The organism is Dechloromonas sp. ZS-1, assembly GCF_039649255.1.
Taxonomy (GTDB): Bacteria; Pseudomonadota; Gammaproteobacteria; order Burkholderiales; family Rhodocyclaceae; genus Azonexus.
Genome location: NZ_JBDIYD010000003.1, coordinates 323,179 through 342,967, shown reverse-complemented (window position 1 = coordinate 342,967; position 19,789 = coordinate 323,179). Strand labels below are relative to the sequence as shown.

The window sequence follows — 19,789 nt, the reverse complement described above, 5'->3', positions numbered from 1 at the left end:
GTCGGGGCGGCGGGGCGCTCAGTCTGCCTTGATCATGGTGCCGACGCCATGGTCGGTCAGGATTTCCAGGAGCAGGGCATGCTCGACGCGGCCGTCGATGATGTGGACGCCTTGGACGCCATTGCGGGCTGCGTCGAGGGCGGAGCCGATCTTCGGCAGCATGCCGCCGGAGAGCGTGCCATCTTCAACCATGGCATCGATGTCCTTCGGCGTGATGCCGGTCAGCAGGTTGCCGGCCTTGTCGAGGACGCCCGGGGTGTTGGTGAGCAGAACCAGTTTTTCCGCCTTGAGGACTTCGGCAATCTTGCCGGCGACCACGTCGGCGTTGATGTTGTAGGTTTCACCATCCTTGCCAACGCCGATCGGGGCGATGACCGGGATGAAGGCGCCGGTGTCGAGCAGGGCGATCAGGGACGGGTCAATCGAGGTGATGTCACCGACCTGGCCGACGTCGATCAGGTCGCCCGGGTTGTCCTTGTTTTCCAGCATCAGCTTCTTGGCGCGGATGAAGTTGCCGTCCTTGCCGGTCAGACCAACGGCCTTGCCGCCATGCTGGTTGATCAGGTTCACGATTTCCTTATTGACCTGGCCGCCGAGGACCATTTCAACCACTTCCATGGTTTCGGCGTCGGTGACGCGCATGCCCTGGATGAATTCGCCCTTCTTGCCAACGCGGGTGAGCAGGTTTTCGATCTGCGGGCCGCCGCCATGGACAACCACGATGTTGAAGCCGACCAGCTTGAGCAGCACCACGTCACGCGCGAAGCAGCGCTTCAGGTGCTCGTCGGTCATGGCGTTGCCGCCGTACTTCACGACGATGGTCTTGCCGTGGAAACGCTGAATGTAGGGCAGGGCTTCGGCCAGAACGGCGGCCTTGATGCCGGGGGCGAGGGTATCGGTACTCATGGCAGGCTCCAGAAGGAATCGCGGCGGATTGTACAAAGAAACGGGGATTTATGCAGCGTGAGCGGGGCGCAGTTCAGCGTTCCGACGGTCGACCGGCAGCCAGGGCCAGAATTGCCACCCGGTTGCTCTCGGAGAAGCAGCGTGCCGCTGCGTCCTGCCAAGGCAGCCAGCACCAGGCACGGTGTTCGTCCGGGGCGATGTGTGCCGTCAGTGCGGTGGCGACCTCAAGCGAATAGACATGCTCGGTGTTCTGCGTCACGCCGGGGGCGTAGCGATGTCGCCACTCGGGGAAAATCTCGTATGTGTTGGTGCGCTGCCAATCGGTCAGTGAGCCGCCGGTGATGCCGGTCTCTTCGGCCACTTCTCGGCGCGCCGTATCGATCAGGGCTTCATCCCCTTCGCGGCTGCCGGTCACGGATTGCCAGTAGCCGGGGTGGGCTGCCCGTTCGAGCATCAGCACTTGCAGATCGGGGGTGTGAATGACGACCAGGACGGAAACAGGTTGTTTGTAAGGCTTCATGCCGCCGGTAACGGGGGAATCTCGGTCAGGTCGTCGAGGAGCAGGATCCAGGCCGGTGTTTTCGCCGTGTTGCGGGCTTCTGCCGCTGCACGCAATGCCTCAGCCAGGGCAGCCAGCGTCTGGCTGTGGCCGCGCAGCACCAGCAAAAATCCATCCGGTGCGGGGAAACTGTCCGGGTCGCTCAGGCAGTCGCACAGGGCATCCAGATTGGCGCCGTACCATGCCGGAAAGTGCAGGGCCTTGCCCAGTGTGACCAGGGCAAGGTGTACGGGCTGGCAGCCGATATCGACCTCGTGCACCAGCATGGGCAAGGCGGCTGCCGCTTTCTGTAGCGCACCGAGCTGACTTTGGCTGACGCGAAACAGGCCGGCTTGGCGATGCTCGGTCAGCAGGGTATGAGTGGGCTTATTCACGGATGCGCCGGAAGGTCTGGTAGTGATCGTCGGTGTAATAGTAATCCTGACGCTCACCCGCGACGATGCGTCGTGGGCCGCGATCCTTGCGTCCGGGGGTCTTGACGGTGTACTCGGTGTAGTAGCCGCGCGGTTGCATCGGCAGTCGCTTTTCGTAATTGCCGAAAGTGATGCCGTCCCGAGTGTAGGGGAAGGGGCCGCCGACCTTGATCAGGGCCAGGGTCTGCCTGGCCTCGATGGGCAATTCGGCGGCTGAAACCCAGTCGACCGCCGGATTGCTGAAGGCGTGCGCGGGGACAAAGCCGAGCACGCCGAGCAGGGCGAACCAGGCAACGATGCAGGAACGGAGCCAGGTTCGCATGGGTCGATCAGCCTTGCGTTGCGACTTCGACCTGCGTCTCGACCTTCTGACGCAGGCGGACGTGCAGTTCGCGCAGCTGCTTCTCGTCGACCGCCGACGGGGCATCGGTGAGCAGGCACTGGGCGCGCTGGGTCTTCGGGAAGGCAATCACGTCGCGGATCGATTCGGCACCGGTCATCATGGTGACGATGCGATCCAGGCCGAAGGCCAGGCCGCCATGCGGCGGGGCGCCGTACTTCAGCGCGTCGAGCAGGAAGCCGAACTTGGCCTGCTGTTCTTCCGGGCCGATGTTGAGCGCGGCGAAGACCTTCTCCTGCACGTCGGCGCGGTGGATACGCACCGAGCCGCCGCCCAGTTCCCAACCGTTCAGTGCCAGGTCGTAGGCCTTGGCCAGGCACTTGCCCGGATCGGTCGCCAGGAATTCCAGGTGCTCGTCCTTCGGGCTGGTGAAGGGGTGGTGACAGGCGGTCCAGCGCTTGGATTCGTCGTCGTACTCGAACATCGGGAAATCGATCACCCACAGCGGGGCCCACTTGGCGCCGGTGACGAAGCCCTTTTCGTGGCCGATCTTGATGCGCAGGGCACCGAGTGCGTCGCTGACGATCTTGGCCTTGTCGGCACCGAAGAAGATCAGGTCGCCGGACTGGGCGCCGGTGCGTTCGAGCACGGTGCGCAGGGAGGCTTCGGAGAGGTTCTTGACGATCGGCGACTGCAGGCCGGTTTCATTGACCTGGGTGACGTCGTTGACCTTGATGTAGGCTAGGCCCTTGGCACCGTAGATGCCGACGAACTTGGTGTATTCGTCGATCTCGCCACGGGTGAGGCTGGCGCCGCCCGGGATGCGCATGGCGGCGATGCGGCCGCCCTCGCTGTTGGCGATGCTGGCGAAGACCTTGAAGGCGACGTCCTTGAAGGCGTCGGCGACGTCGACCAGTTCGAGCGTGACGCGCAGGTCCGGCTTGTCGGAGCCAAAGCGGCGCATGGCTTCGGCGTAGGTCATGCGCGGGAATTCCGGCAGTTCGACGTCGATCGCTTCCTTGAAGACGCGGCGGATCAGTTGCTCCATCAGCGCGGTGATTTCGGCCTCGCTCATGAACGAGGTTTCGATATCGACCTGGGTGAATTCCGGCTGGCGGTCGGCGCGCAGGTCTTCGTCGCGGAAGCACTTGGTGATCTGGTAGTAGCGGTCGTAGCCGGCAACCATCAGCAACTGCTTGAACAGCTGCGGCGACTGCGGCAGCGCGAAGAACTGGCCGGCATGCACGCGCGACGGCACCAGGTAGTCACGGGCGCCTTCCGGGGTCGACTTGGTCAGCATCGGGGTTTCGACGTCGATGAAGCCGTTGTCGTCCAGGAAGCGGCGGAAAGCGCGCGCCGTCTTGTAGCGCAGCATCAGGTTGTTCTGCATCTGCGGGCGGCGCAGATCGATGACGCGATGGGTCAGGCGGACGTTCTCGGAGAGGTTTTCCTCATCGAGCTGGAACGGGGGCGTGACCGACGGGTTCAGCACCTCGATTTTGTGGCACAGGACTTCGATTTCACCGGAGGCCAGGTTGGCGTTGGTTGTGCCGGCCGGGCGCGGACGGACCTTGCCGGTGATCTTCAGGCAGAACTCGTTGCGGACGGATTCGGCGATCTTGAAGCTGTCGGCGCGATCCGGGTCGCAGACGACCTGAGCCAGGCCCTCGCGGTCGCGCAGGTCGATGAAGATGACGCCGCCGTGGTCGCGACGACGGTGGGCCCAGCCGCACAGGGTGACGATCTGGCCGTCGAGGGAGGCGTTGAGTTGTCCGCAGTAATGAGTACGCATGAAACGATCCGGTTAATGTCTTATTGGGTGTTCGTGTTGCTACGTGGCGCAGGCGGCGGGGCCACCACGCCCATGGAAATGATGTATTTGAGGGCTTCGTCGACCGTCATGTCGAGTTCGACGACCTCGGTGACCGGCATCATCAGGAAAAATCCTGAGGTCGGGTTGGGGGTGGTTGGTACATACACACTGACGTGTTCACCATCCAGATGGTTGATGATGTCCCCCCCGGGCTGGCCGGTCAGGAAGGCCACTGTCCAGCAGCCACGGCGCGGGTACTGGACCAGGAGTGCTTTGCGGAAAGCGTTGCCGTTGGGCGAAAACAGCGTATCCGAAACCTGTTTGACGCTGTTGTACACCGAATTGACGACCGGGATACGGGCCAGCAGCTTTTCCCACCACACGACCAGTTTCTGGCCGATGAAATTGGCGGCCAGCAGTCCGGTGAGGAAAATCATCAGGAGCGTCAATACCGCGCCTACACCGGGAATGGCGAAGCCAAACAGGTGTTGCGGGTGAATCGTCTCCGGCAACAGGCGCAGGGATTGATCCAGGGTGCTGACGATAAGCGACAGCACCCAGCCGGTGATGACCAGCGGGACCCAGATCAGCAGGCCGGTAATGAAATAGCGTTTGATCAGTTGGCTACGCACGAATTGCAGCTTCCTTCACCGGTCTGGCAGGGCGGGGGACTGGCCGGCTTGCTGCCGCCCTTGAAATCGGTGGCATACCAACCGCTGCCCTTGAGCTGAAAACCGGCAGCCGACAACAGCTTGCCATAGGTTTCCTTGCCGCAGGCCGGGCAGGTGGTGAGCACAGGGTCACTGATCTTCTGCAGGTGCTCTTTCTGATGTCCGCAGGAGTCGCAGCGATACTCGTAAATCGGCATGGGAATCCTCCAAAACCTTGAATTATAACTGAGAGTTGCAACACCTGAAATTGGGGTGCGCTAACTCGGTTTCAAGAGGCAATTGCCAAGTACTGCCGTGTCAGCGTTTCTCCCCAAAACAGGGCAATCAGGCCGGCTGCTGCCAGATAAGGTCCGAAGGGGATCGGTACGTTGCGACCATGGCGGGCAAATACGATGAGTCCAATGCCGATAACGGCGCCAACCACGGAAGAAAGCAGGATGATGGCCGGGAGCATTTGCCATCCCAGCCAGGCGCCCAGTGCAGCCAGCAGCTTGAAATCACCATATCCCATTCCCTCCTTGCCTGTGGCCAGCTTGAATAGCCAGAAAATGGACCAGAGGACGAGATAGCCGGCCATGGCGCCAATGACTGCATGCGGCAGCGGCGTGTAGGTCTGATCGAGATTGAACAGGAGGCCGAGCCAGAGCAAGGGCAGGGTGATGGCATCAGGCAGGAGTTGCGTATCCAGATCAATGGCTGTGAGAGCGATGAGTGCCCAGATCAGGACGAGAGCGCCGATAGCCTGGGCTGTTGGGCCAAAATGCCAGACGGCAAACGTCGAGAGCAGGGCAGTGCTGGCCTCAATAATCGGGTAGCGAAGCGAAATGGGCGCCTGGCAGCCTGCGCATCGTCCTCTCAAAAGTACGAAATAGCTGATGAGCGGAATATTCTCCACCGCGCGCACGGGCCGCTGGCAATGAGGACATTGGGAGCGCGGGGTGATCAGGTTGTAGGGGACACCTGCGGTCGACGCTGTTTCGCCGGCCAATTCCGCGCACTGCTGTCGCCACTCGTTCTCCATCATGCGCGGGAGGCGGTGGATGACGACATTCAGGAAACTGCCGATGCAGAGAGATATAAAGAAGACAAGCGCAAGGAAGAACTCTGGTGTTTGGAAAAGGCCTTGGATCATGCGACCACCGATCCCATCTTGAATATAGGCAGGTACATGGCCACAACCATCCCGCCAATGAGAGTGCCCAGCACCACCATGATTAATGGTTCCATTAAACTGGATAGAGCGTCTACGGCATCGTCCACTTCTTGTTCAAAAAAATCTGCGACTTTGCTTAGCATAGAGTCAAGAGCACCTGATTCTTCGCCGATCGCTACCATTTGGGTCACCATGTTCGGGAAGAGGTCGACGTTCTGCATGGCAGTTGTCAGATTGGTTCCTGTTGCAACCTCGCTTTGGATTTGCCGTGTGGCAATTTTATATACGTAGTTGCCGGCAGCCCCCCCGACTGATTCAAGTGACTCTACAAGAGGAACGCCTGCTGCAAACATCGTGGCTAGGGTGCGTGTCCATCTTGCGATGACTGATTTGCGGATGATTTCGCCAAAAATTGGTGTTCTTAGCAGTAATCGGTCCATGGCCATTTGAATTTGCTCGGAGCGCTTCCAGCTTTCCATAAAAGCATATATACCCCCCCCAATGGTGCCAAATATCAGCCACCAATAAGCGACAAACACATCGGATATTGCAATCACTAACAAGGTCGGTGCAGGTAGGTCGGCGCCAAAGCTTTTGAAAACGTCTTTGAATGCGGGGATGACGAAAATCATGATCACCGCGGTAATAATAAAAGCAACCACTAATACTGAAATCGGATAAAACATTGCCGATTTAATTTTGCTTTTGATTGCAAGTATCTTCTCTTTGTATGTTGCAAGCCGGTCCAGAAGAGAGTCCAAGATCCCCGCTTGCTCACCGGCAGCAATGAGATTGCAATACAGTGCATCGAAATACAGCGGATATTTCCGGAAGGCCTGCGAGAGGGAACTGCCCGATTCGATATCTCCCTTAATGTCGAGCAGTAATTTTCCGACTGCAGGATTGGCGTGACCCCTGCCAACAATATCGAAAGCCTGCAGTAGCGGTACGCCGGACTTCATCATCGTGGCGAGCTGGCGAGTGAAGAGAGCGATGTCCTTATCGGTGACTTTGCGACCGCGCGCAAAGCGAAGTTTGGTGATCTTGGGGTTGAGCACGCCCTGCCGACGCAGAGTTGATTGCACCACGGATTCGCTGGCGGCACGCATCTCGCCGCGAACGATCTTGCCGTCCTTGTTCCGGCCTTCCCAGGTAAAGGTGCTTTCCTTGACAGTCTTGGCTGCAGCCATGCGAATTTTCCGTTAAGCGTTGGTGGTGCTCAGGACTTCTTCGAGCGAGGTCAGGCCGTGCCTGACTTTGAGAAGCCCCGATTCGCGCAGGTCCTTGACGCCTTCGCGCTTGGCCTGTTGCGCCAGGTCGATGGCGTTGGCGCCGCTCATGATCAGGCGTTGCATTTCTTCCGAGATCGGCATGACCTGATAAATACCGACGCGGCCTTTGTAGCCGCTGCCTTTGCAGCGTTCGCAGCCGACCGGGCCATAAAGCTGCCACGATCCGTCGAGTTCTTCCTCCTTGAAACCGGCATTGATCAGTGCTTCATGCGGTATGGTCATCGGCTGTTTGCAGGAACACAGTCGCCGAGCCAGGCGCTGGGCGGTGATCAACTGGATGCTGGAGGCAATGTTGAAGGTCGGTACCCCCATGTTCATCAGGCGGGTCAGGGTTTGCGGTGCATCGTTGGTGTGCAGGGTGGACAGCACCATGTGGCCTGTCTGGGCAGCCTTGATGGCGATTTCGGCTGTTTCCAGGTCGCGAATTTCGCCCACCATGATGATGTCCGGATCCTGGCGGAGGAACGATTTCAGCGCGGCGGCGAAGGTCAGGCCAACCTTGTCATCGACGTTGACCTGGTTGATCCCGGATAGATTGATTTCAGCCGGGTCTTCGGCGGTGGAGATGTTTACGCCATCCTTGTTCAGGATGTTCAGGCAGGTGTACAGCGACACCGTTTTGCCTGAGCCGGTCGGGCCGGTCACCAAAACCATGCCGTAGGGCCGGTTGACTGCTTCCAGCAGTGCAGCTTGTTGTTCGGGTTCATAGCCCAGCGCCTCGATGCCCAGCGTGGCAGACGTTGGGTCGAGAATACGCAGCACGATTTTTTCACCCTGCAGGGTGGGCAGCGTGCTGACCCGGAAGTCGATAGCGCGGGTTTTGGAGAGTACCAATTTCATCCGGCCATCCTGCGGGATGCGCTTTTCCGCAATGTTCAGGCGGGAGATCACCTTGATGCGGGATGCGATTTTTTCTTTGATGGCCAAAGGCGGGGTGGCCACTTCGCGCAAAATGCCGTCGACACGGAAACGAATCCGGTAGTACTTCTCGTAGGGTTCGAAGTGGATGTCGGATGCCCCGTCATTGATCGCATCCAGCAGAATTTTCTGAATGAATTTGACGACGGGGGCGTCATCGATTTCCTGAGTGGCTTCTTCCGTTTTGCCGGCGGCTTCTTCGTCCAGAAAGTCGAGGTTGATGTCCTCGTTGGTGAGGTTTTTAAGGGTGTCTTCCGCTGACTCCGCATGTTTGGCGACCAGCGGAGTCAGTTTTGGATATTCGACGACGATGGGGTCGACCGCCAGGCCTGTCTGAAAGCGGATTTCGTCGAGTGCGCGCAGGTTTGTCGGGTCGGCGATGGCGACAGAAATCCGGTTGCCGCGTTTGTGCAGCGGGATGACCTGATGGGCCGCGATCAATTTGCGATCAATGGCCGATGCGGGAATATGAATCTCGTCGAATGCAGCCAGATCGAGCAGCGGGTAGCCGAAGGTGTCTGCGACAAAGCGTGCAATGTCGCTGGCGGACACTTTCTGGCTGGAAATGATCTGTTCAATCAGCGGCACTTTGGCTGCTGCAGCCTGGCTGATCAACTCTTCCGCTTCGATTTCCTTGATGCGGCCGGCTTGGACGAGTGCGCGTGCAAGGCCGCTGAGCGGGGAGGTGGAGGCTGGAGTCGCTGCCATTAGGTGTCAGAAATGATGCCGTTGAGATCGCCCGATGATGCTACTCGGAGGTCGATTTGTAAAGATTGGGCCCCGCCGGCTTTGGCCGGAAGAGGCGGACAGTGATGACGCTGCGGTTGTGGGTTTGCAGTACTTCGATCGGAATGCCGGCCAACTTGATCGAGAGGTCGGCTTCCGGGATGTCTTCGAAGTGTTCCAGAATCAGCCCGTTCAGCGTTTTGGGGCCATCCAGGGGAAAGTCCAGCCCCAGCATGCGGTTGATCTCGCGCAAGGGGCGGCCGCCGTCAACAATCACCGCGCCCGTTTCGTCCCAGTGCAGGGTATTGCCCAGGCCCGGCAGTGAGGTGGTGAAGTCGCCGACAAATTCTTCAATGATGTCTTCGAGCGTCAGCAGCCCCAGGATATCGCCGTACTCATCGACCACAAACCCGATGCGCTGGCGGTTTTCCTGGAAAAAGGCCAGTTGCGAAAATGCCGGCGTCCCGGCAGGGATGTAATAAGGCGTTTGTAGTTGTTCCAGCAGGCGTGGCTCGTCGAAATCATCCGAGTTCAGGTTGCCGAGCAGGCGCCGGACAGAGAGGATGCCGATCAACTGGTCCAGGGAGCCTCGGCAAACGGGAAGCCGGCTGTGGTGGCTGGTCGCCAGTTGGGTGAGTACATCCTCCCAGGGGTGATCCAGGTCCAGGATTTCAATCTGGCCGCGCGGCGTCATGACATCTTCGACGGTGATGTCATTCAGCTCAAAGAGGCTGCTCAGAATGGCGCGGTGCTTCTGCGGGATGAGATGCGAGGACTCCAGCACCAGGCTGCGCAACTCTTCCGGCGACAGTTGAGGAGCTTGGTCGTGCTGTTCCGGCTTCAGGCGCAGGAGGCGCAACAGGGCGTCGGCAAACAGGTTGATGAACCAGACGGCCGGATAGAAGAGTCGCAGCAAAGGGTGAAGAATGTAGCCCAGAAGCAGGGCGAGGCGGTCGGCGTGCGTCGCGCCAATGATTTTCGGGGTGATTTCGGAAAAAACCAGGATGGCGAATGTGACAGCCAGGGTACCCAGACCGAGTGCCCATTCGCTGTCGCCGAAAAGCTCCATGGCGATGACGCTGACCAGGGTGGCGGCGGCCGAATTGATCAGATTGTTGCCGAGCAGGATGACGCCCAACATCTTGTCCGTACGGGCCAGCAGATCGAGCGCCTTTTGTGCGCCGCGATGCCCTTGTTGAGCCATGTGGCGGAGCCTGAAGCGATTGGAGGCCATCATCGCCGTCTCGCTCAAGGAGAAAAAGGCCGACATGGCCAGGAGCAGGACAAGTGCAGCGCCCAAGGCGGAGAGCGGAAGTTCTTCCACGGCGCGTTAGCGGGTCAGCAGCACTTCGGCAACGAAGCGACTGCCGATGTAGGCCAGCACCAGCAGTGCAAAGCCCGCCATGGTCCAGCGAAGCGCGCGCTTGCCGCGCCAGCCCCAGGCGTGGCGGCCGATCAGCAGGGTGGCAAAAATGCCCCAGGAGGCAAAGGCAAACAGCGTTTTGTGATCAAAGGCGAAGGGCTTGCCAAACAGCCGCTCGGAGAAAAATACGCCGCTGCCAACGGCCAAGGTGAGCAGGACGAAGCCGAGGCCCAGCATCTTGAAGAGCAGGGCTTCCATGGTCAGCAACGGCGGCAGGCTGGCCAGGCTGCGGGTCAGCGTACGTTTGTGCAGGGCGTTTTCCGTGAACCCCATGAAAATGGCGTGTAGGGCCGACAGGGTCAGCAGGCTGTAGGCCAGCATCGCGGCGAGGAAGTGCAGCTTGAATCCGGTGGCGCCGGCGTTGGCGACCAGATGGACTTGCGGGAAGGCGACCGGGGCTGCTGCACAGGCTGCAGCGAGCGGAAGGACCATGGGCTGCATGCCTTCCATGCGGGCCATGAAGCTTTCCAGCCAGTAGATGAGCACGGCCAGCCACATCATCAGCGACAGGGCAAAGCTGAACGAGAAGCGCATGCCGGCTTCGGCAAACAGGGCGCTGTAGAGTCCGCCGGCGTGGATCAGCAGCGCGGCGGCAATAGCGCTGCGCTCCCAGGTTTGCATGGGAATGGCGACCGCGCGATGTTCGCCATCGCGCCAGCGCGTGTTCCAGAAATGGAAGCCCAGCGCCCCGTACAGCACAGCAGCGAGGATGTGGGGCAGAAGCTGAATTACAATATCGGCCATTCGCGAATTCTACTAGAAGCCCATCTGACATGCTCGACAACCTGACGACACGCCTTGCCCGCGTCATGAAGACGCTCAAGGGCGAAGCCCGCCTGACCGAATCCAATATCGCCGATGCCCTGCGCGAAGTGCGCATGGCCTTGCTGGAGGCCGATGTGGCCCTGCCGGTGGTCAAGGATTTCATTGCTGCCGTCAAGGAGAAAGCCGTCGGCCAGGAGGTCATCGGCTCCCTCAATCCGGGTCAGGCCCTGATCGGGGTGGTGCATGGCGAGCTGACCAAGATCATGGGTGATGCCCATGAAGGGATCAATTTCAATACCCAGCCGCCGGCCATCGTTCTGATGGCGGGCTTGCAGGGGGCGGGCAAGACGACCACCGTCGGCAAGCTGGCCAAGTTCCTGAAGGAAAACCACAAGAAGAAGGTGCTGGTGGTTTCCTGTGACGTATATCGTCCGGCGGCCATCGAGCAGCTGAAATCGGTGGCCGCTCAGGCTGGCGTTGACTTCTTCCCGTCCTCGACGGGCGAGAAGCCGGAAGCGATTGCGGCCGCCGCCGTGGATTGGGCCAAGCGTCACTACCACGATGTGCTGCTGGTCGATACGGCCGGTCGTCTGGCGGTCGACGCCGAAATGATGGACGAAATCAAGCGCCTGCACGCCGAGATCAAGCCCATCGAAACCTTGTTCGTGGTCGATGCGATGCTGGGCCAGGATGCCGTCAATACGGCCAAGGCCTTTAATGAAGCGCTGCCGCTGACCGGCGTCGTGCTGACCAAGCTGGACGGCGATGCGCGTGGTGGTGCGGCACTGTCCGTGCGCCACATCACCGGCAAGCCGATCAAGTTTGCCGGGGTCGGTGAAAAGCTGACGGGCCTGGAGGCCTTCCATCCGGAGCGGATGGCCTCGCGTATTCTCGGCATGGGTGACGTCCTCTCCCTGATCGAAGAGGCGCGCAAGGGAATCGACGAAGAGAAGGCCGTTGCGTTCGCCAAGAAACTCAAGGCGGGCAAGAGCTTTGATCTGAACGACTTCAAGGAGCAGATTGCCCAGATGCGCAACATGGGCGGCCTGTCTTCCCTGATGGACAAGTTGCCGGCCCAGTTTTCGCAGGCTGCCGGTCAACTGCCGGCCGGGGCGGAAAACAAGATCATCGGGCGGGTGGAAGGCATCATCAATTCGATGACGCCGCAGGAGCGCGCCAAGCCGGAGCTGATCAAGGCCAGCCGCAAGCGCCGCATTGCGATGGGTGCGGGCGTGCAGGTACAGGAAGTGAATCGCCTGCTCAGTCAGTTCGAGCAGACGCAGAAGATGATGAAGCAGTTCTCCAAGGGCGGCATCGGCAAACTCATGCGTGGCATGAAGGGCCTGATGGGCGGCGGTATGGGGGGGATGGGCGGGATGGGCGGCTTCGGCCGCTGATCAGCGCGTGTTTTGGGCAACCGGCTGCGTCGCGGCCGGTTCGCCGTAGGCCCAGTGTTTGTGCCAGGCCCCGCGGACCAAATTCGGATATTCCGGCTGGCCCAGGCTGCCGTTGTAGCGGCCCAGGGCGCGATAGAGGTCGCCCTTTTCGATATCCAGGTAGTGACGCAGGATGGTGCAGCCATAGCGCAGGTTGGTGCGCAGCTCGAAGAGCGAGTCATCCGGTCGACCGATCAATTTGACCCAAAATGGCATGACCTGCATGTAGCCGCGGGCGCCGGCCGAAGACACCGCGTATTTGCGGAACCCGGATTCAACCTGAATCAGGCCGAGCACCAGTTGCGGGTCGAGCCCGGCGCGGGTCGCTTCGTAGTGGACACTGCGCAGCAGATCGATGCGGTACTCGCGGTCCGGAATCCGTTTTTCCAGCCGGCGTGACATTTCACCCAGCCAATCGGCCGCCTCGAGCGGCGTTTTGAACGACGATACCTGCGGTCGGCTGTCCGATACGGCCTTGTACAAGGCCGCCTGGACACTGGCCGACAGCGGTTCGTATTTCTGTGCACCGGCCAGCGCGCTGGCCGACACACAGAGGTACAGCCAGGCCGCGATCAGGCGGCGCACAGTTTCCCTTGCAGGAAGGCGAGGATGTCGCCCTGAGCCACCATGGTGGGGTCGGCATCGGTGCGGCCCTTGTATTCGAGCTGGCCTTCCTTGAGGCCGCGCTCGCCGATGACCACGCGGTGCGGGATGCCGATCAGTTCCATGTCGGCAAACATGACGCCGGGGCGCTCGTTGCGGTCATCCAGCACGACATCGACGCCGGCTTGTTTGAGGTCGGCGTAGAGCTGGTCGGCGGCCGCCTTGACGGCATCGCTCTTGTGATAGCCCATGGGCACGATGCTGACGGCAAACGGTGCGATCGAAGCCGGCAGGATGATGCCGCGTTCGTCATTGCCCTGCTCGATGGCCGCGCCGACGATCCGGGAAACGCCGATGCCGTAGCAGCCCATTTCCATGATCTGGTTCTTGCCGTTTTCGTCCAGGAAGGCGCAGTTCAGGGCCTTCGCATACTTGGTGCGCAACTGGAAGATGTGGCCGACTTCGATGCCGCGGCAAATTTCCAGCGTGCCCTTGCCGTCCGGGGACGGGTCGCCGGCGAGGACGTTGCGGATGTCGAACACCTCGGGCTCCGGCAGGTCGCGGCCGAAATTGACGCCGCAGAGGTGGAAGCCGGCTTCATTGGCGCCGCAGACGAAGTCGCTCATGGCGGCGACCGTGCGGTCGGCAAAAACGGCCACTTTTTCGCGGTCGACCGCGACCGGGCCAATGTAGCCCGGCACGCAGCCGAGGTATTCCTGCACTTCGCTGTCCGAAGCAAAGCGGAAAGCGCCCAGGGCCGGAATCTTGCCTGCCTTGATTTCGTTCAGTTCGTGATCGGCACGGAGCAGCAGCAGAGCGAACTTTTTGGCGCCTTCTTCCTGCTCGCTGACCACAGCGATGGATTTGACGATATTTTTGAGGTCGACCGTCAGGCAGGCGGCGACATCAACGCAAGCGGTCTTGCCCGGCGTGGCGACCTTTTCCAGGGTCTTGCCGGCTGCGGCACGCGGGGTGCTCGGGGCGACGGCTTCTGCCAGTTCGACGTTGGCGGCGTAGTCGGAGTTGGCGCAGAAAGCGATGTCATCTTCGCCGGAGTCGGCCAGAACGTGGAATTCGTGCGAGCCATCACCGCCGATCGAGCCGGTGTCGGCGGCCACGGCGCGGAACTTCAGGCCAAGGCGGCTGAAGATGCGGCTGTAGGTCGCGTACATGTTGCCGTACTCGCGCACCAGGTCGTCGAAGGAGGTGTGGAAGGAGTAGCCGTCCTTCATCAGGAATTCGCGGCCGCGCATGACGCCGAAACGGGGGCGGATTTCGTCGCGGAACTTGGTCTGGATCTGGTAGAGGTGGATCGGCAGCTGGCGGTAGCTTTTCACGTCGCGACGCACGACGTCGGTGATGACTTCTTCGTGCGTCGGGCCAATCACGAAGTCGCGCTGGTGACGATCCTTGAAGCGCAGCAGCTCCGGGCCGTAGGCCGGGCCGCGGCCCGACTCTTCCCAGAGTTCGAAGGGCTGCACGGCGGGCATCAGCAACTCCAGCGCACCGGCCGCATTCATCTCTTCGCGAACAATGTTTTCTACCTTGCGCAGCACGCGCAGGCCGAGCGGCATCCAGGTGTAAATGCCGGTCGCCGAGCGCTTGATATAGCCGGCGCGCAGCATCATTTTCTGGCTGATCACCTCGGCGTCGGCCGGGGCTTCCTTGAGGGTGGTGAAGAAAAACTGCGAGGTGCGCATGGGATGCTCTTGAATTCGTTGCAAAAACCGGATTTTACACGCTGGCGTGCCTTTGCACGCGGGCGGCCTTTGTGAAAGAATTCGGGCAACCATTAATTTTTGCAGGATTTTTATGCTCGACCGTGAAGGCTATCGCCCGAACGTCGGCATCATTCTTTGTAACGCCAAAAACGAGGTTTTCTGGGGCAAGCGCATTCGTGAACATTCCTGGCAGTTTCCGCAGGGTGGCATCAAACGGGGAGAGTCCCCGGAAGAGGCCATGTACCGGGAGCTGTTCGAAGAGGTCGGGCTGTTGCCCGAGCACGTGCGCATCCTTGGCCGAACCAAGGGTTGGCTGCGTTACGAGGTGCCGACACACTGGATCAAGCGCGAGTGGCGCGGATCGTACAAGGGGCAAAAGCAGATCTGGTTTCTGCTTCGACTGGTTGGGCGTGACAGCGACGTCTGTCTGCGCGCGACCCCGAAGCCGGAGTTCGATGCCTGGCGTTGGAACGAGTACTGGGTCCCGCTCGATGCGGTCATCGAATTCAAGCGCGGTGTCTATGAACAGGCGCTGAACGAACTGGTACGTTATCTCGACCAGGATCGGCGTACGCGCGTACGTCGTTCGAGCGATGAGGGGCATGCCGTGGAGAGCGATGAATGAAGTCCGGTCTGTGGATGGCGCTGGTGGCGTCTCTGTCTCTTTGTGCCGGCGCGTATGCTGCCGCTGGCGACGAGGATGATTTGCCGAAGGGTTGGCAGGAGGGTGCCGTCACTTTGCCGCCTTCTCCGGCGGAGAGTGCCTGGATGCCGTTTTTCGTCAGCGCGGCCACCGAAAATCGTTTTTTTGTCGATGGCAGCAGTCTCTCCGTGGGAAATGACGGCGTGGTGCGTTACGCCCTGAAGGTCCAGACGGCAGGCGGCGCACGCAATGTGTCTTATGAAGGCATGCGCTGCGATACGCGTGAGTGGCGTTTGTATGCCACGGGGCGTCTGGATGGCAGTTGGTCCCCGTCACGGGTGAAAACCTGGCAGCGCATTCAGGATGTGCCGCAGAACCGTCAGCACGCTGCTCTGTTCCTGGAGTATTTCTGCCCGGACGGGATCGTTGTGCGTAGTGCCGATGAGGCACGCGACGCGCTCAGGCGTGGCGGGCACCCGGCCACTCGGCGTTCGGGGGCGTGATGGCTGCTGATCGCTGGATTCTTGAATTCGACCGTGCCTTGCGCACGTTGGCGGCGCCCGCGCGCAGCGTACGCCCGACGCCAGGGGGCGCGTTGCCGGATGCACCGCTCTCTGAGGCTGAAAAGCATCACGTCGTTGGCCTGATGCGGGTCAATCACTGCGGTGAAATTTGTGCGCAGGCCTTGTATCAAGGGCAGGCGCTGACGTCGCGCGATCCCGAGGTGCGTGATGCCTTGCGTCATGCGGCGGATGAGGAAACCGAGCATCTCGCCTGGACCGAGCAGCGCATTGCCGAACTGGGTGGGCGCAAGAGCCTGCTGAACCCGCTGTGGTATGCGGGCTCACTCTCGCTGGGCGTGCTGGCCGGGGTCTTGGGGGATAAGTGGAATCTCGGTTTTCTGGCCGAGACCGAGCGCCAGGTCGAAGCGCATCTGGACAGCCACCTTGAGGCCTTGCCGGTGCAGGATCAGCGCTCCCGTGCGATCGTCGATCAAATGCGTCTGGACGAAATCAAGCACGCGGAAACGGCGATTGAATTCGGTGCGGCTGAGCTGCCTGCGCCGATCAAATTTGCCATGAAGCTGACTGGCCAGATCATGACGCGGACGGCGTATCGCATTTAAGCAGGAGGGCGGCACGCGCTGTGGCGTGCCGGCTGCCTTGCTGTTGTGGCGGGGTCAGGCTTCTTCGATGATTTCGAAGTCGTGCGTGATCTCTGCCGTCTTGGCCATCATGATCGAGGCCGAGCAATATTTGTCCTTGGACAACTCAATGGCGCGCGCCACGGCTTCCGGTTTCAGGTTGTGTCCCTTGACCCGGTAGTGGAAGTGAATCTTCGTGAAAATCTTCGGGTCGGTCTCTGCGCGCTCGGCTTTGAGCTGAACGTCGCAGGCGCTCACGGCATGGCGGCCTTTCTTCAGGATCAGGACGACATCGAACGCAGTACAACCGCCGGTGCCGGCGAGGATCATTTCCATCGGGCGGGCGGCCAGGTTGCGCCCGCCAGCCTCCGGGGCGCCATCCATGACCACGGCGTGTCCACTGCCTGTCTCGGCCACGAAGGACATGCCTGCATCATTTCCCATCCAGCGAACCGTACATTCCATCTTGGCTATCTCCTTGAAAGAGGGCGAATTCTAGCGGATATCGTGCCGGGCTGGGGCTTCTTCAAAAAATGCTGCGGTGCAGCAAATGGTGTGATTTGGCGCGTGGCCTACGGGGTTGTGTTTTTGGTTTAACAATGCGTTATTGTTTGTTTAATGTTATTCATTATTTATAAAGTTCAATAAGTTATATTTAATAAATAAAGCATATGTACTAATAGAATATATTATTGTGCGATGCACAAAATGTTGTTGCGCCCTAGGGCCCCTTCCGGCAGAATGCGAAGCGTACGAACTGCAAGCGAAGCATTCTTCCAGTTCAGATTTGTCTCCTCCACCCTCCTCCTTTGGTGTGGATTTAACGCGGCTCAATAGGCCGCGTTTTTTTTCGCCCATTTTCTGGCCTCGTTTTGCGTCGACCGTCGCCGGGTGGGCTTCTCTGAATCCAGGCGGCAAAGCGCAGGCGAAAAAAAGCCCCCGATAAACGGGGGCGAACGGGTGGTGATCGTTTTCGAGCCAGCGTCAGGCGGGGGCCGAGCTTCGGATCAGGTGATCAAAGGCGGAGAGCGATGCCGTGGCGCCAGCACCCATGGCGATGATGATCTGCTTGTAGGGCACGGTCGTGCAGTCACCGGCTGCAAACACCCCGGGCAGGCTGGTTTGCCCCTTGGCATCAATGATGATTTCGCCAAACCGGCTGAGCTCAAGCGTGCCCTTCAGCCAATCCGTATTCGGCAGCAGTCCGATCTGAACGAAGATGCCTTCAAGCTCGACGTGGTGTGACTCGCCGGTCGTCCGATCCGTGTAGCGAATCCCGTTGACCTTCTGGCCGTCGCCGGTGACTTCCGTGGTCTGGGCTTGCTTGATCACGGTCACGTTGGGCAGGCTGTTCAGCTTGCTTTGCAGCACGGCGTCGGCGCGCAGGGTGTCGGCAAACTCCAGCAGGGTGACGTGGGCGACGATGCCTGCCAGGTCAATGGCGGCTTCGACACCGGAGTTGCCGCCGCCGATCACGGCGACGCGCTTGCCCTTGAAGAGCGGTCCATCGCAATGCGGGCAGAAGCAGACGCCCTTGGCCTTGTATTCCTTTTCGCCGGGCACATTCATCTCGCGCCATCGGGCGCCGGTTGAAAGAATGACCGTCTTGGCCTGCAGCTTGGCGCCGTTTTCCAGTTCGATGCCGACCAGGCCGCCGTTGTCAGCCGCCGGGACCAGCTTGTTTGCACGCTGCAGGTTCATCACATCGACGGCATAGTCCTTGACGTGTTGTTCGAGCGAGGCAACCAGTTTCGGGCCTTCGGTATGCGAGACCGAGATGAAGTTCTCGATTCCCAGCGTATCCATGACCTGGCCGCCGAAACGCTCGGCCAGCACGCCGGTGCGGATGCCCTTGCGTGCGGCGTAGATCGCTGCCGCAGCACCAGCCGGGCCGGCGCCGACCACCAGTACATCGAACGCTTCCTTTTGGCCGAGTTCGGCGGCGGCGCGCGCTGCGGCGCCGGTGTCCACTTTGGCCAGAATTTCTTCGATCAGCATGCGACCGGCGCCAAATTCAGCGTCATTCAGGTAGGTCGTCGGGACCGCCATGATCTGGCGGGCGTTGACCTCGTCCTGGAAAAGGGCGCCATCGATCATGGTGCTGGTGATGTTCGGGTTCAGCACCGCCATCAGGTTCAGCGCCTGCACGACATCCGGGCAGTTGTGGCAGGACAGCGAGATGAAGGTTTCGAAATCGAAGGGGCCGGGCAGGGCCTTGATCTGATCGATCACCGTTTGGTCGACTTTGGGCGGGTGGCCGCCGGTCTGAAGCAGGGCGAGGACCAGCGAGGTGAACTCATGGCCCATCGGCAGGCCGGCAAAGTGAATGCGCGGCGCATGGCCGGCTTCGGCGATGCCGAAGGAGGGGCGCAGGCGGTGCTGCCCGTCGTTACGAATGCTGACCTTGTCGGAGAGGGCGGCAATATCGTCCAGCAGGCTGCGCATTTCCTGCGCCTTGTCGCTGTCGTCCAGTGAGGCGACCAGTTCGACCGGGCGCTGGAGGCGTTCGAGATAGGCCTTCAATTGGGCCTGAATGGTGGTGTCGAGCATGGTGTTCTCCCTAGGCTGATTTTCACTGCTTTGCGACGGTCGACCGTCGCAAAGCGCTGAAATCCCGCCGCCGGGGATGCGGCGGGAAGCGTTTCTCTGTTGAGATCGGGCTTGAGATTTAGATCTTGCCGACCAGGTCCAGCGACGGGGCCAGGGTCTTTTCGCCTTCCTTCCACTTGGCCGGGCAGACTTCGCCCGGGTGGGCGGCGGTGTATTGGGCGGCCTTCAGCTTGCGCAGGGTTTCGGAAACGTCGCGGGCGATTTCGTTGGAGTGGATTTCAACGGTCTTGATCACGCCGGCCGGGTTGATCACGAAGGTGCCGCGCAGGGCCAGGCCCTCTTCCGGGATATGCACGCCGAACGCGTTGGTCAGGGCGTGGGTCGGGTCGCCGATCAGCGGGAACTGGGCCTTGCCGACGGCCGGCGAGGTTTCGTGCCAGACCTTGTGCGAGAAATGCGTGTCGGTGGTGACGATGTACACCTCGGCGCCGGCCTTCTGGAACTCGGCGTAGTTGTTGGCGGCATCTTCGATTTCGGTCGGGCAGTTGAAGGTGAAGGCGGCCGGCATGAAGATCAGGACGGACCACTTGCCCTGCAGGCTGGCTTCGGTGACTTCGATGAACTTGCCATTGTGGAAAGCCTGGGCCTTGAACGGTTGAACTTGGGTGTTGATCAGCGACATGGTGTGCTCCTGTGTGGGTTTGAAGTAACAA

General features: G+C 60.5%; 21 protein-coding genes. 4 read left to right on the top strand and 17 right to left on the bottom strand.

What is annotated here, in order from left to right:
* Positions 1 to 18 precede the first annotated feature (18 nt).
* From argB to ccsA, 12 genes are all read right to left on the bottom strand, one after another.
* Positions 19 to 906, bottom strand: a complete 888-nt coding sequence (argB, locus tag AACO21_RS06775; protein WP_346191742.1) for an acetylglutamate kinase — start codon at positions 904 to 906, stop codon at positions 19 to 21.
* 73 nt (positions 907 to 979) lie between these two features.
* Positions 980 to 1,426: a dihydroneopterin triphosphate diphosphatase gene (nudB, locus tag AACO21_RS06770; RefSeq protein WP_346191741.1), complete on the bottom strand. Its 447-nt coding sequence runs from the start codon at positions 1,424 to 1,426 to the stop codon at positions 980 to 982.
* Positions 1,423 to 1,839 carry a barstar family protein gene (locus tag AACO21_RS06765; RefSeq protein WP_346191740.1) on the bottom strand — a complete coding sequence of 139 codons (417 nt, stop codon included), beginning with the start codon at positions 1,837 to 1,839 and terminating at the stop codon, positions 1,423 to 1,425. Before AACO21_RS06765 ends, nudB begins: the two co-directional genes overlap by 4 nt.
* Positions 1,832 to 2,200, bottom strand: coding sequence for a ribonuclease domain-containing protein (locus AACO21_RS06760; RefSeq protein ID WP_346191739.1), 369 nt, complete (start codon positions 2,198 to 2,200; stop codon positions 1,832 to 1,834). Before AACO21_RS06760 ends, AACO21_RS06765 begins: the two co-directional genes overlap by 8 nt.
* A 7-nt stretch (positions 2,201 to 2,207) precedes the next feature.
* The gene (gene aspS / locus AACO21_RS06755; protein WP_346191738.1) at positions 2,208 to 4,010 is read right to left on the bottom strand and encodes an aspartate--tRNA ligase; all 1,803 of its coding nucleotides are present in this window, start codon (positions 4,008 to 4,010) and stop codon (positions 2,208 to 2,210) included.
* Positions 4,011 to 4,030: 20 nt separating this feature from the next.
* The gene (locus AACO21_RS06750; protein ID WP_346191866.1) at positions 4,031 to 4,648 is read right to left on the bottom strand and encodes a DUF502 domain-containing protein; all 618 of its coding nucleotides are present in this window, start codon (positions 4,646 to 4,648) and stop codon (positions 4,031 to 4,033) included.
* Complete coding sequence (locus AACO21_RS06745) at positions 4,648 to 4,899, bottom strand: zinc ribbon domain-containing protein (protein WP_346191737.1); 252 nt, start codon at positions 4,897 to 4,899, stop codon at positions 4,648 to 4,650. Before AACO21_RS06745 ends, AACO21_RS06750 begins: the two co-directional genes overlap by 1 nt.
* 71 nt (positions 4,900 to 4,970) lie before the next feature.
* The gene (locus tag AACO21_RS06740; RefSeq protein ID WP_346191736.1) at positions 4,971 to 5,834 is read right to left on the bottom strand and encodes an A24 family peptidase; all 864 of its coding nucleotides are present in this window, start codon (positions 5,832 to 5,834) and stop codon (positions 4,971 to 4,973) included.
* Complete coding sequence (locus tag AACO21_RS06735; RefSeq protein ID WP_346191735.1) at positions 5,831 to 7,045, bottom strand: type II secretion system F family protein; 1,215 nt, start codon at positions 7,043 to 7,045, stop codon at positions 5,831 to 5,833. Before AACO21_RS06735 ends, AACO21_RS06740 begins: the two co-directional genes overlap by 4 nt.
* 12 nt (positions 7,046 to 7,057) lie before the next feature.
* Positions 7,058 to 8,773, bottom strand: a complete 1,716-nt coding sequence (gene pilB / locus AACO21_RS06730) for a type IV-A pilus assembly ATPase PilB (protein WP_346191734.1) — start codon at positions 8,771 to 8,773, stop codon at positions 7,058 to 7,060.
* A 40-nt stretch (positions 8,774 to 8,813) separates the two neighbouring features.
* Entirely contained in the window at positions 8,814 to 10,115 is a 1,302-nt protein-coding gene (locus tag AACO21_RS06725; protein WP_346191733.1) for a CNNM domain-containing protein, read from the bottom strand.
* A 6-nt stretch (positions 10,116 to 10,121) separates the two neighbouring features.
* On the bottom strand, positions 10,122 to 10,958 hold the full coding sequence (ccsA, locus tag AACO21_RS06720; protein ID WP_346191732.1) for a cytochrome c biogenesis protein CcsA: 837 nt from the start codon (positions 10,956 to 10,958) through the stop codon (positions 10,122 to 10,124).
* A gap of 29 nt (positions 10,959 to 10,987) precedes the next feature.
* Here ccsA and ffh point away from each other — a divergent pair, with 29 nt between their 5' ends.
* Positions 10,988 to 12,376, top strand: coding sequence for a signal recognition particle protein (ffh, locus tag AACO21_RS06715; protein WP_346191731.1), 1,389 nt, complete (start codon positions 10,988 to 10,990; stop codon positions 12,374 to 12,376).
* Here ffh and AACO21_RS06710 read toward each other — a convergent pair whose 3' ends face one another.
* Positions 12,377 to 13,000 carry a lytic transglycosylase domain-containing protein gene (locus AACO21_RS06710; protein ID WP_346191730.1) on the bottom strand — a complete coding sequence of 208 codons (624 nt, stop codon included), beginning with the start codon at positions 12,998 to 13,000 and terminating at the stop codon, positions 12,377 to 12,379. It abuts the gene before it with no gap.
* Positions 12,988 to 14,718 carry a proline--tRNA ligase gene (locus AACO21_RS06705; RefSeq protein ID WP_346191729.1) on the bottom strand — a complete coding sequence of 577 codons (1,731 nt, stop codon included), beginning with the start codon at positions 14,716 to 14,718 and terminating at the stop codon, positions 12,988 to 12,990. The genes AACO21_RS06710 and AACO21_RS06705 overlap by 13 nt, the downstream gene beginning before the upstream one ends.
* 112 nt (positions 14,719 to 14,830) lie before the next feature.
* Here AACO21_RS06705 and AACO21_RS06700 point away from each other — a divergent pair, with 112 nt between their 5' ends.
* From AACO21_RS06700 to coq7, 3 genes are read left to right on the top strand one after another with little or no spacing between them, the layout of a single operon-like run.
* The gene (locus AACO21_RS06700; protein ID WP_346191728.1) at positions 14,831 to 15,364 is read left to right on the top strand and encodes an RNA pyrophosphohydrolase; all 534 of its coding nucleotides are present in this window, start codon (positions 14,831 to 14,833) and stop codon (positions 15,362 to 15,364) included.
* Positions 15,361 to 15,885 (top strand): CNP1-like family protein, encoded by a 525-nt coding sequence (locus AACO21_RS06695; protein ID WP_346191727.1) that lies wholly within the window; start codon positions 15,361 to 15,363, stop codon positions 15,883 to 15,885. The genes AACO21_RS06700 and AACO21_RS06695 overlap by 4 nt, the downstream gene beginning before the upstream one ends.
* A complete protein-coding gene (coq7, locus tag AACO21_RS06690; RefSeq protein WP_346191726.1) occupies positions 15,885 to 16,508 on the top strand; it encodes a 2-polyprenyl-3-methyl-6-methoxy-1,4-benzoquinone monooxygenase in 624 nt (207 codons plus the stop codon). The genes AACO21_RS06695 and coq7 overlap by 1 nt, the downstream gene beginning before the upstream one ends.
* Before the next feature lie 54 nt (positions 16,509 to 16,562).
* On the opposite strand, the gene AACO21_RS06685 is transcribed toward coq7, so the two are convergent.
* The 3 genes from AACO21_RS06685 to ahpC form a co-directional block, all read right to left on the bottom strand.
* Entirely contained in the window at positions 16,563 to 16,991 is a 429-nt protein-coding gene (locus tag AACO21_RS06685) for an OsmC family protein (protein ID WP_346191725.1), read from the bottom strand.
* A gap of 519 nt (positions 16,992 to 17,510) precedes the next feature.
* Positions 17,511 to 19,076, bottom strand: a complete 1,566-nt coding sequence (gene ahpF / locus AACO21_RS06680) for an alkyl hydroperoxide reductase subunit F (RefSeq protein ID WP_346191724.1) — start codon at positions 19,074 to 19,076, stop codon at positions 17,511 to 17,513.
* A gap of 118 nt (positions 19,077 to 19,194) precedes the next feature.
* Positions 19,195 to 19,758: an alkyl hydroperoxide reductase subunit C gene (gene ahpC, locus AACO21_RS06675; protein WP_346191723.1), complete on the bottom strand. Its 564-nt coding sequence runs from the start codon at positions 19,756 to 19,758 to the stop codon at positions 19,195 to 19,197.
* Between the last annotated feature and the right edge of the window lie 31 nt (positions 19,759 to 19,789).